This window comes from Paenibacillus sp. RC84 (assembly GCF_041260495.1).
Taxonomy (GTDB): domain Bacteria; phylum Bacillota; class Bacilli; order Paenibacillales; family NBRC-103111; genus Paenibacillus_F.
In genome coordinates this window covers 657,235-670,874 of the sequence record NZ_JBGBYL010000002.1, presented here as the reverse complement: position 1 = coordinate 670,874, position 13,640 = coordinate 657,235, and the positions used below count along the sequence as shown (strand labels likewise).

Sequence of the window (13,640 nt, the reverse complement as noted above, 5' to 3'; positions counted from 1 at the left end):
CATTCGCTTTTTATTCTATCACACGGGAAGCTCAAAATCAGGTACATACACGGTCAGTATCCCCATCTTTATCCGATTCCAACATTATGAACGCTTTAAAAAGTATGATCTTCCGCCCCGAGGAAACCCTATCCGTACCAAGTCAGAAGAGAGGTCAACCACATGGAAAAATCGAAATCCCGAGGGCTTGACATCATTTTCGAGAGTGATCAGGACGACGACTACCAGTTTACCGCCGAACAGACGGCTGAAGGCGGCAAAAAAGGCGGAGGCAAAGGCCGGCTTCTTGAATTTATGGCCATTGCGACGGTACCGCTCGTGCTGGTACTCGGCAACTCGATGCTGGTCCCTATTCTCCCGCAATTGGAGACGGAGCTGGGCATCACCAAGTTTCAGAGCAGTCTGGTCATCTCACTGTTTTCGATTACCGCAGGTCTGATCATCCCTATCTCCGGTTACTTGTCCGACCGGTTTACAAGGAAATCGGTGATCATCCCGTCTCTTATTATATATGGGGCGGCCGGGGTTTTGGCGGCGTTCGGGGCCATCTGGAAATCCTATATGATCCTTATTATAGCCAGAGCCATTCAAGGTATCGGCGCAGCAGGCACGGCCCCAATCGCGATGGCTCTCGTCGGGGATTTGTATAAAGGGGGGACGGAAAGCAAGGCTCTCGGCTTGACGGAAGCTTCCAACGGGTTGGGTAAGGTGCTCAGTCCCATCATCGGCTCCCTGCTTGCTGTTATTGTCTGGTATATGCCTTTTTTCGCCTTTCCGATCTTTTGTCTTCTGGCTCTGCTGGCCATGATGTTTCTCATTAACGAACCCAAAACCAAAAAGGAACCGACGAAGCTGAAGCCTTACCTCCACAAAATCGGAACCATTCTGAAAAAGAAAGGACGCTGGCTGATCACTTCCTTTTTCGCGGGTTCTCTTGCGCTTTTTATCCTGTTCGGTGTCCTGTTTTATCTGTCCAACATATTGGAGGAACCCCCTTACCACATAGACGGCGTCAAAAAAGGGCTTGTCCTGGCGATCCCGCTTCTGGGCATGGTCATTACCTCCTACACAACCGGAGCCCTGATCAAGAAAAACGGCACCGTGATGCGCTGGCTGATCAACATCGGCCTTTTAGTTATGACGCTGTCGCTGGCATCCACGATATTCGCCTTTCAAAATCTGTATTTTTTTATCGGCCTGCTTACCTTAAGCGCCATAGGCACCGGGCTGCTTCTCCCCTGTCTCAACACGATGATCACCGGCTCCGTGGAAAAAAGCGAACGCGGTATGATCACGTCCATCTATAACAGCCTTCGGTTCATCGGCGTGGCCTTCGGTCCACCCATCTTCGGCTGGCTGATGGATAAATCCGACCGGCTCATTTTTATAACCGTATCCTCTCTGGCGGGTTTGACGCTCGTCCTTGTGTTTTTTCTTGTTAAACCGCAGGGAAAAATCAGCTGATCCGTTGAGTGCGGTAAAGGATTCCGTTATAATTAGCGCATGATAAACGCGAAACGGTTAACTGAAATCAACGTAAGCCGGTCTTTGTACACGGAATGGCTGGCTCGGTTTAGCAGCTTTCAGGATGAAGAGGCGTGCGGATTCGTTTACGGAAGGATTCGGAAGGAGACCGCCTATGTCTCCTCTTTCGTATGGGTTCCGAATGTTTCGACTTGCCCCACCCGTTCTTTCCGCATTTCCCCCTCCGATATTATGCATCACTTAGGAGGCGGAAAAGCCCCAAGCGAACGGCCCGCGCGGTCTTCATTAACGGGTCCCGTGCTGCTGGGACTGTTCCACTCCCACCCGCGTACGGCCGCTTCGCCGTCTTGCGAGGACATCTCGGTCTTACGGTTGTGGCCGGAACTGCCCTCCTTCTGGATCGTCTCCCTGAAGCGTTCCGTTCCCGAAACAGCGGTATACGCGTGGGGGGAACCGCAAGAGAGCGGCGCTGCACTCGGACCGTCCGAATCGGCGGATTCCGCCGATAAGGCCCTCACGACTGAGGATACGGAGCAGCCCGGATCGGTTGATCCCTCCGACAGGGACACCCGGACCGATCGGACCTCGCAGCGTGCAGCATCCGCTCCGTTGTCTAATCGGCCAAATCAGGTGACAAGTCTCACGAGGCTCCGTAAAATCCCGCTTTGTATCGAAGCGCTATGAACCGAAAAAAGCAAGCAGGTACCCGCGGCTTCCCGCATTCCTGCTTGCTTTTTCATATCGCTTTCTGCGAGCCCTAGGCTTTACTGAGAAGCGCGTAAAGATCTCCGAGCGTATCCACGCCCATTTCACCGATTTCTTCCAGAAGCTTCTTCCACAGCTCGGCGGTCATCAAAGAATCGTCCAGGGCGTGGTGTCTTCTCAGCACCGGAATCTCGTACAGCTCAAGCAGAGAATCGAGGGTATAGTCTTTGCGCCGGGGCATCAGCCATTTGGCTACCATCATCGAATCCAGCACCCGGTGGGAGAGGCTGACTTTCGAAGTTTTCCAGAGCGCCGCATTCAAAAACGCTTTGTCATGGGCCGAGCCGTGCGCCAGCAAAACCCTTGCCCCTACAAACTCGAAAAATTCACGCAGGGCCGTAATCAAGTCCGGAGCTTCGGCCGCCTCTTCCGTCCGGATTCCGGTCAGCTCCTCGATATGAGGAGGAATCGGGCGATTCGGATTCACAAGGGTGTAAAACGTCTTGTCTTCGAGCTTGTCCCCGGCCATAGACACGGCGCCGATCGAAATAATCTCGTCCGCCGTCGATGAGAAGCCCGTTGTTTCCAGATCAAAAACAACGACTTTGAGATTGTGCAGGCGAGTGTCCAGCAGCGAATGTCTGCGCTGATCCTTCAGAAGCTGACGGATAAACGCCATCTGCTGGGCGTTGCGCGGGTTAAACATGGATGTAATCGCCGGGGTCAAGCCGCCCATCTTGTAAAGCCTCCACATACCGCCGTCGGGGCCGCTCTCTTTCATCGTTTTACTCCTTTCCGGTCCTATTGTCCCGTATGCTCACGCAGTTTGGCGGAGGAAGCGTCTCTGCCTTTCTTGACGGAACCCCGCACCTGGCGGATGACCTGCCGCTGAAGCCGTTTTCCGAATTTAAGGCCGCTTTTCAGTTCCGCCCGGCATTTGCGGGTCAGCATTCCGGCAGGCAGTATACCCGCAGTCGCGAAGTGTCCGTTTTCCCTGTAAAAAGGCGTGTTTAATCTCATCTTCAATGAGTGCAGAAACACTTCCCGGCAAGCCGTGCCGAACTCAACCGTAACGGCTCCGCGGTCGATGAGCGCATCGATTCTTTTAAGGGTGGAAGAATCGGAAATGCCGTTTTCCAGAGCCAGAAGACGGACCGCATTTACAAGCGGGATATAAAGTCCGTATTTGATATCCACGCCGCCCGCGTAAGGCCCGTACCGTTCCGTCACCAGACGCCCCAGCAGTCCCAGGGACACTTTATGGTGCAGGGTGTTAGCCAGAAGCGGCAGGAGCAGCCCGCGGTTGAGCGCTATGCTCTCGTGGAAGGCCTGCTTGATCCGGTCCGTAAGAGCTTCGCTGCCGTATACGCACCTCAGGTCGGCCGCGATAAGCAAATAGCGCGCGTTCTCCCAGGCGGGCTCCGCAAACCAGCCGTTAAGCTGATCTTTCCACCCCGCTTCGCTTCTTCTCCACAGCTGGTTCTCGGCCAGCACCCTCCCCGTGCACGGTGGATAACCTGCCAGCTCCAGACCTTGGCGGATTCGCTGGGCCAGCTTGCTGAAATATCCGTCCGCCGCCGCTTCCGCGCCTTCCGGGGGATTTTCGTAAACCAGTCCGTTGTCCTGGTCGCTCCACGGCGTCTGTTCCTCCCGGCCGCCGCTTCCCATAAGCAGGAATGCGTAAGGGAGCGGCGGCTCCCCCGCTCCTTCCGCTGCCAGGCGCTTTTCCGCCAAGGAAATCATTTTCCGGATCATGGTATCGTGTGTAAAATTGAGTTCTTCGTACAGCAAGGCCGCCGTTTCCCCGCCGAGTTCCCTCCGGAACAAATCCTGCATATCCGCGCGGATCAGGGCCAGTTCATCCGATCCGGCGGCACGGTTGATCCTTGTGCGAAGCAGTTGCCAAGCCGAGCCTACTATCGGTTCCATGACGGCATCTCCTTAGATGAGACCAGTCCGGGGCGCGGTCACGAAACCGGCACCGAGCGACCGCCTTCATTGGACTGCTTTGCCGAAGTGTGCGCTTCGATCGCGTGATTCATTTGCTCCGGATACCCGTAAGTGCCGTGCTCGGCGAGATCCAGCCCCATGATTTCTTCTTCTTCCGTCACGCGCAGACCCGTCGTAACTTTAATCAGGTAGAGGACGATGAAGGAAATAACAAGAACGAAGACAAGTGCGCCCGCTACTCCGATAAACTGCACCCACAGCTGGTGGAAACCGCCGCCGTAGAACAAGCCCGCTCCGCCTACATTGACCGTTTTGGCCAGCTCCGGCGTAGCGAAGAAGCCTGTGGACAATGTGCCCCAAATCCCGGCGATGCCATGCACGGAGAAAGCGTAGACCGGATCGTCGATCCCTTTCTTCTCAAACCAGATCGCCGTGAAGAAAGTGACCCCTCCAGCGATGGCCCCGATGGCGATCGATGCCAGAGGCGTAACGAAAGCGCAGGAAGCCGTGATCGCGACAAGCGCGGCAAGTACGCCGTTAAGCATGCTTGGAATGTCGGATTTTCCGAAGTAAATCCAGGAGACCGCCATAGCGGCCACGCCGCCTGCCGCCGCGGCCAAGTTTGTCGTCAAGGCGATATAGCCGAAGAAACCGTCTCCCATTGCGCTCAGTGTACTCCCCGGGTTAAAACCGAACCACCCGATCCAGATGATGATGACACCCAGCACGGACAGCACTTGATTGTGGCCCGGAATTTTATTCGGCGAGCCGTCTTTATTGAATTTGCCGATGCGCGGCTTCAAGAGGATGGTTGCCACAAATGCCGCTGTTGCCCCTTGCAGATGCACAACCGTGGAGCCCGCAAAGTCCTGCATGCCGATTTTGGACAGCCAGCCGCCGCCCCATACCCAGTGAGCCACGATCGGATAAATCACTACGGTGAAAAGCAGTCCGAAAATAAAGTACACCGGGAGCTTGGCGCGTTCGGCGAAGCCTCCCCACGCGATTGCCAGCGATACACCCGCAAACGCCAGTTGGAACAAAAACTTAATCGTGATCGGGACATCCGAAGCGCTCAAGGAAACGAAGGCGTCGGCGTTGACTCCGTCCATGAAAAAGCCGGACAAGCCGAACAGATTGTTGTTGAACAATCCGGCCCCGTCTCCGAAAGCAAGCCCGAAACCGAACGCCCAGAATGCGATGGCGCAAATTCCGAAAGTCAGAATGGTTTTACCCGCCACGTGGCCGGCATTTTTCATCCGGGTTGAGCCTGCTTCAAGCAAAGCGAAACCGGCCTGCATAAAGACGACCAGCATAGCGGCGACCAGCACCCATACCGAGTTGATCGCGGCTTGCAGTTGCTCAGGTGTCGGAACTTCCGCAAACGCCAAAGCCGGGAAAACCATACTGAGCAGCGCTAACCCGATCAGTGTCTTTTTAATCATTCATACCAGCTCCTTCATGTTAGGTTTCTTTACAAGATAATTGATTAGTGTCATTATACGCGAACGTTTTGCGAAAAAACAATAGGTTTCGTTCACTTTTCGGATGTTTTTTATTCAAAAAATCAACTTTTTTTAGATCTCCACGATATATTTATCATATAATGTAATGTATATGTCATATGTAGACTTGTTCATCAAAATGTCAAAAGCATTACGTTTGACTGTACGGTTTAGGATCGGGTATCATTAGGCTGAGGTAAACACGTGCGAACAACAACTTTTAAAGGAGGGGCAAAATCATGGGGATATGAAGCTTCATAGAATCGGAGAGTTGTCCCGGTTGGCCGGAGTCAGCCCCAGGACGATCGATTATTACACCAAGCTGGGCCTGATTCATCCCGAGAAAAGATCGGACACCAATTACCGCCTGTATTCGGATGAAACCTTGCTGCGGCTCAAACGTATTGAAGAGATGAAAAAAGAGAAATATACGTTGGAAGAAATCCGTACAACAATGCTGAAGCTGGATAAAGCGGCCCACGACGAACATGTGACCGATAAGCTGACATCCTATCAGGTGCTGCTCGGCCAACTGCAGAAAGAAATCAAGGAACTTGATCCTATGATTCAGCAGCTAAAACCGAATCAGCTCAAAAAGATTTATAATCTGATTACCCAGCCTACCGCCGCATGCGTCGAGGCACTGCTCTATTTGCTCGGCAAAGGTCCCTTTACGTAACGGATCCCCACGACTATCTTGACTATGGAGGTCTGCAGTTATGTTTTTTCATCCTATGGATTTTCTTATTCTCATTGCCTTCGGCTTATCCATGTGGGCTTCATTCCGGGTCCGCGGCACGTTCAACCGCTGGTCCCAGGTACCCGTTCAATCCGGTATGACCGGATACGAGGCGGCACGCCGCATGCTTGATGCGGAAGGGCTGTACGATGTTCCGATCGAGCCGGTTCCCGGAGCTCTCACGGATCATTACGATCCGATCTCCAGAACGGTACGTCTTTCCGAGCCTGTCTACTACGAGAGCACCATCTCGGCCGTTTCGGTCGCTTGTCACGAAGTGGGACACGCGATCCAGCACCAAGTCCATTATCCGATGCTTGTTGCGCGCCACAAGATGTTCCCGGTCGTAAACTTCGCTTCCGGCGTCGCTCCGCTTCTACTTATCGCCGGCCTTATTTTTCAGCAGTTTGATATTCTGCTTCTGCTGGGAATTGTCTTCTTCTCCGCCGCGGTGCTATTCCAGCTCGTGACTCTGCCGGTCGAATTCAATGCCAGCAACCGGGCCCGTGAGCTCATGATTGCAGGCGGCTTTATCACCAACGAAGAAGAGCAGGGTGTAGCGAAAGTGCTTAACGCGGCTGCCTTGACTTATGTGGCTGCGGCTCTTATCTCGCTGCTTGAGCTCGTTAAGTACGTCATGATTTTCAACAGCCGTTCGAACGATTAAAACGGTCGTATTCAACCCGGACGCAGCAGATGCTGTAACCGCAATAAGCTTTCGTCTACAATAGACGAAAGCTTTTTTTCTGTATATGCACGAAAAACGACAGCTTATGTATGACGGAGCGCTTACTGGCACCGTTATCCAGCTAATGCCCGTTTAATCCGTCCGTAGTCCTGCCAGGGTCCGCAGAGGGCTGAAATTCCATTAGAAACCGGCCAAAAAGCTCAGTCACGAGCGGAAGCTTCTCGTCCCTCCGGCGGATGACTCCCACGGTGCGCGTCACTTTCGGATCGACCTTCACCACGCACGGCTCGATATGCGTCGTATAGCGCAGCGCCAGCTCGGGAAGAAGACTGACCCCCATCCCCGCTGCGACAAGCCCGCGGATCGTATCCGTTTCGTCTCCTTCGAATTCGATCTTCGGCACAAATCCTGCCTTCAGGCAGGCGTTCATGACGATCGGACGAAGGGAATACTGTTCGCCGAACATGACAAACGGCTCCTCCTTAAGCTGCTCCAGCCGGATGCTTTTACAGCCGGCCAGCGCATGGTTAGGCGGAAGCACCGCTAACAGCTCCTCCGTGAGCATGACTTCTCCCTTGACGAGCTCGTGCGTCTCCGGACACGGCGATATGATCGCCAGATCGATTTCGCCTTCCGTAACGTCACGGATGAGACTGGTGTAAGTTCCTTGCTTTAACCGGAATTTAACGTTGGGATGCTCTTTCTTGAAGCAGGATATAAACGCCGGAAGAATGGAAACGGACACACTATGGGGAAAACCGACCCGGATCTCCCCGGCTTCGGGGTCCAGGAATTCCCGTACTTCGCCCACCGCGCGTTCCAAGTCGGTCAAAATATGTTCCGCACGGCTCAGAAACAGACTCCCGGCGGGAGTCAGCTGCAGATTGCGGCCTTTCTGGACAAACAGACGAACACCAAGCTCCTCCTCCAAATGGCGGATTTGCCGGCTTACGGCAGACTGGGCCACGCGAAGCTCTTCGGCCGCTTGTGTCATATGCTGCTTTTTAGCCACTTTCACGAAATACTGCAGTTGTCGTAACTCCACAGATTCCTCCATTAGTAAGTTCTGCTATCTCTACCTATTATAGCCGATTTAAATGCTCCGGAGAACCGTTTCCGGGCTCCATATGTTTAAAGAGTGTATTGGACAACCCCTTTAACGCGAGGGTATAATAGGGAGGGCTGGAATTTCCAGTTCTTTCGGATAATCGATAAGGAGGAATACATATGTCTCAAGAACGCAAGGGTGCAGCCACTTTTAAGGGCAACCCGATCACACTCGTCGGTCCCGAGCTTAAAGCGGGCGATGCAGCACCGGATTTCAAACTGAATAAAGACCTCCTGAACGAAGTTTCCCTTTCCGATTATGCCGGCAAGGTGAAACTGATCAGCGTGGTCCCTTCCATCGATACGGGCGTATGCGACGCTCAAACCCGCCGTTTTAACGAAGAAGCCGCCAAACTCGGCGATAACGTTGCCGTTCTGACTGTCAGCGTTGATCTTCCGTTCGCGCAAGCCCGCTGGTGCGGCGCCGCAGGCATCGATCAAGTCGTCCTGCTTTCCGATTACAAAGCGAAGTCCTTCGGACAAGCTTACGGCGTTCTTATTCAAGAACTCCAGCTCGACATGCGTTCCATCTTCGTCATTGATGCCAATGACAAGATCCAATACGTGGAGTATCTCGGTGAAATGACGGAGCACCCGAACTACGAGGCCGCGATCGAAGCGGTTAAAAAGCTCGTATAAAACTCCGGCATAAAAAGAAAACAGCACAGGAATCGATGCGCTCATCGAATCCTCTGCTGTTTTTTTATGCCTGTGAAGCTGCCCGCAAGAAGCCCAAGCGTTAGCGGCTGATTTTGTAAGCCGCCAGCTTTTTGTCCAGCTGCTTGTAAATGTCCAGAATGGTCCGGTAATTGGAACCGAGATCCCCCATGTTCCCACGGGAAGCCGAATAAATATCAATAGCCGTTGTCGTCGGATTAACCGCAAACAAAGTAATTGTAATATCCTGAGTACGTCCGAGAGCCGTACGTTTTTCCACCACAATCTCTCCGACATTTTTCACTTCGTGAAGGAGTTTGTAGCCGGGTGTTTTTTTGATCATCCCGACGGTTTCTTCCCACACCTGGTCTTTGGATAATTTGTAGTAACGGGTTTTTAATTCCGGATCTTTGGCTTTCTCACCGGTTGTCTCGAAACTGCGAAGCAAACCGACTAACGTTCGTTTCAAAGTCGTTCCCCCTTCATGAAGCATATCCAAACTGCTTGTCAAACCACACTAAAAACAATCTTACCATTCTTTGCAGGGAAGCAAAAGAGGAGAACGGTAAAAACCGGGCATAAATCCCTGGTCATTTTATTAAACAGCGGCTAAATAACCAATTTCATCCATCCTTACGCATTTCTATGAATAAAAAGCCTCTCCGCAGAGAGGCTCCTCTAATTCAAGGGGTTCCGTTCACTCTAAATGTGCGCCCCGGATTATCTTTAGAACGTTTTCTGGTTGGCGCTTTCCCAGTCTTTCATAAACCGTTCCACGCCGGCATCGGTCAGCGGATGCTTCATCATGGCTTCGATTACTTTGAACGGCACCGTAGCGATATGAGAGCCTAGAAGAGCGGCCTCGATCACATGCGTAGAATGACGCACGCTGGCTGCGATAATTTGTGTCGGCAGCTCGTGTACCGAAATAATTTGACTCACTTCTTCAATCAGATGCATGCCCACCTGGTTAATATCGTCGAGCCGTCCGATGAACGGAGATACATAGGTCGCTCCCGCTCGTGCCGCCAGAAGCGCTTGTGTGGAACTGAATACAAGGGTCACGTTTGTTTTAATGCCTTGGTCGCTGAAACGCTTCGTCGCCTTAAGGCCGTCCGCAGTCATCGGCACCTTAATGACAATCCCGCTGCCGATTTTGGCAAGTTTCTCGCCTTGCTGGACCATTCCTTCCACGTCCGTGGCGACAACTTCGGCACTGATCGGCAGATCGCCTACGATGCCTACAATTTCTTTGAGGGTCTCAAAGAAATCTCGTCCCTCTTTGGCAATCAGAGACGGATTTGTCGTAATTCCGGAAATAACCCCCAGCTCGTGCGCTTCTTTAATCTCGTTTACATTGGCCGTATCAAGAAACAGCTTCATACACGATCCACCACTTTCGGCAAAATTTTTGATCTCTATGTACATTCACATTCCACTTTTTTACCATAGCATAAAATGGGTTCTAATACAAAAAGGGTCCGTGCCTGTAGCCTCTCTTTAAATTACCCTCTTTCGGACAAAATAAAAACAGCCCCGTTTACGGAGCTGTGTCTTTTTTTATACTTATAAAATCCATGATTACATAAGAAAACCCGCAAATGCCGTCCGGTTTAATAGTTTCAAACCTGCTTTAGCAGGTGGGTGATCGCAGAAACGTTTTTGAAGTCCCTTTTCGGGGGCATGTCAGCCGCGCTTCAATATGGATCTCCCGAGAAACAATCATTGGTTTAAAACAAAAGAAACCGAAACGTACATCGCAGGATTTTGTTGTATCCCTATTATAAGACAATCGCGAACCGGATTCAACTGGAATCGACTGTCTTTTGTAAGAATAGGTCTATCGCTTCAGAACGCCGCTGAAAAAGAGACCAGAGCTACAGTTTCTCAGACTCTTTCTTTGTCGAATCGTCTTCACGGACGGACGCCGCATCCAGCTCAGCCGCCTGCCCGTTCTCTTCCTGCTCCCGCTCGCGTTCAGCCTCTTCCATAGCCTCCTGCTTGCGTTTGATTTTCTCGAAGCTCCGGTTGAACTGCCAGAACGAAAAGGTCGCGCTGACGCTGCCCGCGAAGAATACGAGCAGGAAACTGAAACGGAAACTGATGATCACGATCGCCACGTTCCCGATAATCGTCATCACGCTAGTCACGGGGTTGCCGATCGTCAGCAGGATGGCGTTTTTGATAATTTGAAAAACCTTCATATGAAGATGGGACATGATACAGAAAAAATTGAAAAAGGCGCCGATCAGCAGGATTCCCATGGCCAAGAACATGTACGAAAGAAGGGAAAGCGCGCTGTCGAGACCCGCATAAAAACGGTAGCTCACGAACAAAATCAGAGCAAATAAGACGAAGGCGATGCCTCCGATCATACTCTGCAAAAAGTTTTCTTTATAGCCGCGGAAGAAGGTTTTGAACAGGGGCACATCCTCATCCCCGGTCACCCACTTACGGGCTACAGTGAACATCGCAGCCGTAGAAGGAAACAGTGTAAACGGTGCCAATATTCCCATTAAAACGAGCGATTGCATCATTATATCCGCTTGGCCCGAAGTAAGCCCGGCTAATGCAAAAAAGAAAAACGGAATGCTGCAAAGGATCCACAGCAAATTAATGGCGGACAGCCTCATGATCCATTCGGAAATCCGGTAAAAGCCGCCCATTAGTCCTCTAAATTCCAAACCCTTGTCCCCCTCTGTTGATGTTATTCTTATTATAGCCTATTTTGTAGAGCATAGGTAGCGGCCCTTTCTTTTCTTCCCCGCAGGCATATTCTATTAAGGTAATAAATCTTCAAATTTTTTTACGAGGAGGAGATTACATGTCTGGTGTAGGCGGCGCTTTTACTTCGACAGGTGCGATTCTGGTACTTTTCATTCTGCTGGTTATCATCTCTCGTTCTTTCCTCTACTAATCCTTCCTTAACAGATCCGTAGGAACTAATTTAACACGAATCTCCAAAAAAAATGACGACCCGTCGGGTCGTCATTTTGATATTCGAATCCATTAAGCGTTGGAATCTTCACTGCGGCGGGTGCTGCTGGAACGGTCACGATTGTAATCGGAACCGCCGCTGCGGGAGCCGTAGCCGCCACCGGAACGACTGTCACGGTCACGGTCGCGGTAATCGCGTCCGCCGTCTCTTCCGCGGGAGGAGGAAGAAGAACCGTAGCGCGATCCGCCTTGGCCGGAGCGGGAGCCGTAGCCTCCGCCGGAACGGCCGTCGCCTCTGCGGTCGCTGCCATAGTTGAACTTGCGTCCGGAGCTGCGAACATCGACGCGGCGTTTCTTAGCACGGATCGGATCTTCCGGAGTCAGCTCAACGGATACTTCCTTCTTCTCACCGCCGGTAAGAAGCTGAAGTGCCGCTGCCAGCAGGTTGACGGAATCGTATTCCTCAAGGAGCTGGATAGCTACGCCTTTGAATTCGTTGTGCTTCTCTTCTTGCAGCAGGTTGATGATGCGTTCAGCCGTTACCTTCTGCTTGCCTTCCATAGCCTCGGCCGGGCTCGGCATAGGCTTCTTAGGAATGCGGTGACGGGTCACTTTCTCGATGAAGTGCAGGTGATCGATCTCACGCGGCGTTACGAACGTCCAAGCCGTTCCTTCTTTGCCCGCGCGGCCCGTACGGCCGATCCGGTGAACGTAGCTTTCCGGATCCTGCGGAAGGTCGAAGTTAACGACGTGCGTGACGCCGGAAACGTCGAGACCTCGCGCCGCTACGTCCGTAGCGACAAGCACTTCGATGCTGCCGTCACGGAATTTGCGCATCACGTTGTCACGCTGATTCTGGGACAAGTCGCCGTGCAGGCCTTCTGCGGCATAACCGCGCTTCTGCAGGGCTTCCGCCAGCTCGTCTACACGGCGCTTCGTACGTCCGAACACGATCGCCAGTTCCGGGGATTCCATGTCGATGAGACGGCTAAGCGCTTCGAATTTCTGCTTCTCATGCACTTCGACGTAAGCTTGATCGATAAGCGGAGCGCTTACGTGCTTAGGAATAACCGATACATGCTGAGGGTTCGTCAGGAACTGTTGAGCCAGCTTCTGGATGTTAGGAGGCATGGTTGCCGAGAAGAGCATGGTGTGGCGTTCTGCCGGTACAAGGCTCAGGATGGACTGGATGTCATCCATGAAGCCCATGTCGAGCATTTCATCCGCTTCGTCGAGTACGACGGTTTTAACGTCTTCGAGCTTGATCGTTTTACGGTTGATGTGGTCAAGCAGACGTCCCGGCGTACCGATGATGATCTGAGGTCTTTTCTTCAGCGCGCGGATTTGCTTGCCGATATCTTGTCCGCCGTAGATCGGCAGGGAGCGGATGCCTTTGAAGCGTCCGAGTTTGCTCACTTCTTCCGCAACCTGGATGGCAAGTTCGCGGGTCGGGCACATGATAAGTGCAACGATCTTGTCTTCGCTTGGCTCGATTTTGCTTACGAGAGGAATACCGAAAGCGGCCGTTTTACCCGTACCGGTCTGCGCCTGGCCGATCAGATCGTGTCCTTCAATCGCAAGCGGAATCGTTTTCTCCTGAATCGGGGTCGATTCTTCGAAACCCATTTCTGTAATAGCTTTGATTACTTTTGCATCTAAATCAAATTCTGAAAAATTTTTCAATCCGTTCATTCTCCTTTTATCCGATGAAGATCTCTCTTCTTTTATATACCCTTAAGCACGACTTTTCTTCCTTAATATCCGTTCATCCGTGCGGAAACCCTATCCCGAATTGCCCTTATCCTAATTCGTAGAGCCGCCCTTAAGAATATCTCGACTAGTATAACATATTATACTCAAGCTTTTC

14 protein-coding genes and 1 other RNA gene are annotated in these 13,640 nt (G+C 52.1%); 6 read left to right on the top strand and 9 right to left on the bottom strand.

Annotated features, from left to right (window positions below):
• The first annotated feature begins 162 nt into the window (after positions 1-162).
• Positions 163-1,464 (top strand): MFS transporter, encoded by a 1,302-nt coding sequence (locus ABH899_RS06845; RefSeq protein ID WP_369995045.1) that lies wholly within the window; start codon positions 163-165, stop codon positions 1,462-1,464.
• Positions 1,465-1,503: 39 nt separating this feature from the next.
• Positions 1,504-2,169, top strand: a complete 666-nt coding sequence (locus tag ABH899_RS06840) for a Mov34/MPN/PAD-1 family protein (RefSeq protein ID WP_369995043.1) — start codon at positions 1,504-1,506, stop codon at positions 2,167-2,169.
• Positions 2,170-2,242: 73 nt separating this feature from the next.
• On the opposite strand, the gene ABH899_RS06835 is transcribed toward ABH899_RS06840, so the two are convergent.
• Genes ABH899_RS06835 through ABH899_RS06825 form a run of 3 tightly spaced genes read right to left on the bottom strand, consistent with a single transcriptional unit; the run spans position 2,243 to position 5,585 of the window.
• Positions 2,243-2,971, bottom strand: a complete 729-nt coding sequence (locus ABH899_RS06835; protein ID WP_369995042.1) for an exonuclease domain-containing protein — start codon at positions 2,969-2,971, stop codon at positions 2,243-2,245.
• A gap of 20 nt (positions 2,972-2,991) precedes the next feature.
• Entirely contained in the window at positions 2,992-4,119 is a 1,128-nt protein-coding gene (locus ABH899_RS06830) for a DUF294 nucleotidyltransferase-like domain-containing protein (RefSeq protein ID WP_369995040.1), read from the bottom strand.
• A 38-nt stretch (positions 4,120-4,157) separates the two neighbouring features.
• Positions 4,158-5,585, bottom strand: a complete 1,428-nt coding sequence (locus tag ABH899_RS06825; protein ID WP_369995039.1) for an ammonium transporter — start codon at positions 5,583-5,585, stop codon at positions 4,158-4,160.
• 307 nt (positions 5,586-5,892) lie between these two features.
• On the opposite strand from ABH899_RS06825, the gene ABH899_RS06820 reads away from it, so the two are divergent.
• Both ABH899_RS06820 and ABH899_RS06815 read left to right on the top strand, forming a co-directional pair.
• Positions 5,893-6,324, top strand: coding sequence for a helix-turn-helix domain-containing protein (locus tag ABH899_RS06820; RefSeq protein ID WP_009674805.1), 432 nt, complete (start codon positions 5,893-5,895; stop codon positions 6,322-6,324).
• Positions 6,325-6,364: 40 nt separating this feature from the next.
• Entirely contained in the window at positions 6,365-7,051 is a 687-nt protein-coding gene (locus tag ABH899_RS06815) for a zinc metallopeptidase (protein ID WP_009674804.1), read from the top strand.
• Between the two features lie 142 nt (positions 7,052-7,193).
• On the opposite strand, the gene gltC is transcribed toward ABH899_RS06815, so the two are convergent.
• Complete coding sequence (gene gltC, locus ABH899_RS06810; protein WP_369995038.1) at positions 7,194-8,117, bottom strand: glutamate biosynthesis transcriptional regulator GltC; 924 nt, start codon at positions 8,115-8,117, stop codon at positions 7,194-7,196.
• Between the two features lie 182 nt (positions 8,118-8,299).
• On the opposite strand from gltC, the gene tpx reads away from it, so the two are divergent.
• The gene (gene tpx / locus ABH899_RS06805) at positions 8,300-8,818 is read left to right on the top strand and encodes a thiol peroxidase (protein ID WP_016423958.1); all 519 of its coding nucleotides are present in this window, start codon (positions 8,300-8,302) and stop codon (positions 8,816-8,818) included.
• A 100-nt stretch (positions 8,819-8,918) separates the two neighbouring features.
• Here tpx and ABH899_RS06800 read toward each other — a convergent pair whose 3' ends face one another.
• The 4 genes from ABH899_RS06800 to ABH899_RS06785 all read right to left on the bottom strand — a co-directional run bounded on the left by ABH899_RS06800 (position 8,919) and on the right by ABH899_RS06785 (position 11,520).
• A complete protein-coding gene (locus ABH899_RS06800; RefSeq protein ID WP_009675019.1) occupies positions 8,919-9,329 on the bottom strand; it encodes a DUF1499 domain-containing protein in 411 nt (136 codons plus the stop codon).
• A gap of 233 nt (positions 9,330-9,562) precedes the next feature.
• Entirely contained in the window at positions 9,563-10,219 is a 657-nt protein-coding gene (gene fsa, locus ABH899_RS06795; RefSeq protein WP_009674996.1) for a fructose-6-phosphate aldolase, read from the bottom strand.
• A gap of 205 nt (positions 10,220-10,424) precedes the next feature.
• Positions 10,425-10,605, bottom strand: a non-coding RNA gene (ssrS, locus tag ABH899_RS06790) — 6S RNA.
• Positions 10,606-10,713: 108 nt separating this feature from the next.
• On the bottom strand, positions 10,714-11,520 hold the full coding sequence (locus ABH899_RS06785) for a YesL family protein (protein ID WP_369995035.1): 807 nt from the start codon (positions 11,518-11,520) through the stop codon (positions 10,714-10,716).
• A 140-nt stretch (positions 11,521-11,660) separates the two neighbouring features.
• Here ABH899_RS06785 and ABH899_RS06780 point away from each other — a divergent pair, with 140 nt between their 5' ends.
• Entirely contained in the window at positions 11,661-11,753 is a 93-nt protein-coding gene (locus tag ABH899_RS06780) for a hypothetical protein (RefSeq protein WP_016423956.1), read from the top strand.
• Between the two features lie 92 nt (positions 11,754-11,845).
• Here ABH899_RS06780 and cshA read toward each other — a convergent pair whose 3' ends face one another.
• Positions 11,846-13,456 carry a degradosome RNA helicase CshA gene (gene cshA, locus ABH899_RS06775; RefSeq protein ID WP_369995033.1) on the bottom strand — a complete coding sequence of 537 codons (1,611 nt, stop codon included), beginning with the start codon at positions 13,454-13,456 and terminating at the stop codon, positions 11,846-11,848.
• Between the last annotated feature and the right edge of the window lie 184 nt (positions 13,457-13,640).

Coding starts and splice junctions, on each gene's coding strand:
- ABH899_RS06825 (WP_369995039.1), bottom strand. CDS start 5,585: ATGATTAAAAAGACACTGATCGGGTTAGCGCTGCTCAGTATGGTTTTC.
- fsa (WP_009674996.1), bottom strand. CDS start 10,219: ATGAAGCTGTTTCTTGATACGGCCAATGTAAACGAGATTAAAGAAGCG.
- ABH899_RS06845 (WP_369995045.1), top strand. CDS start 163: ATGGAAAAATCGAAATCCCGAGGGCTTGACATCATTTTCGAGAGTGAT.
- tpx (WP_016423958.1), top strand. CDS start 8,300: ATGTCTCAAGAACGCAAGGGTGCAGCCACTTTTAAGGGCAACCCGATC.
- ABH899_RS06830 (WP_369995040.1), bottom strand. CDS start 4,119: ATGGAACCGATAGTAGGCTCGGCTTGGCAACTGCTTCGCACAAGGATC.
- ABH899_RS06780 (WP_016423956.1), top strand. CDS start 11,661: ATGTCTGGTGTAGGCGGCGCTTTTACTTCGACAGGTGCGATTCTGGTA.
- ABH899_RS06800 (WP_009675019.1), bottom strand. CDS start 9,329: ATGCTTCATGAAGGGGGAACGACTTTGAAACGAACGTTAGTCGGTTTG.
- ABH899_RS06815 (WP_009674804.1), top strand. CDS start 6,365: ATGTTTTTTCATCCTATGGATTTTCTTATTCTCATTGCCTTCGGCTTA.
- ABH899_RS06820 (WP_009674805.1), top strand. CDS start 5,893: ATGAAGCTTCATAGAATCGGAGAGTTGTCCCGGTTGGCCGGAGTCAGC.
- ABH899_RS06835 (WP_369995042.1), bottom strand. CDS start 2,971: ATGAAAGAGAGCGGCCCCGACGGCGGTATGTGGAGGCTTTACAAGATG.
- ABH899_RS06840 (WP_369995043.1), top strand. CDS start 1,504: ATGATAAACGCGAAACGGTTAACTGAAATCAACGTAAGCCGGTCTTTG.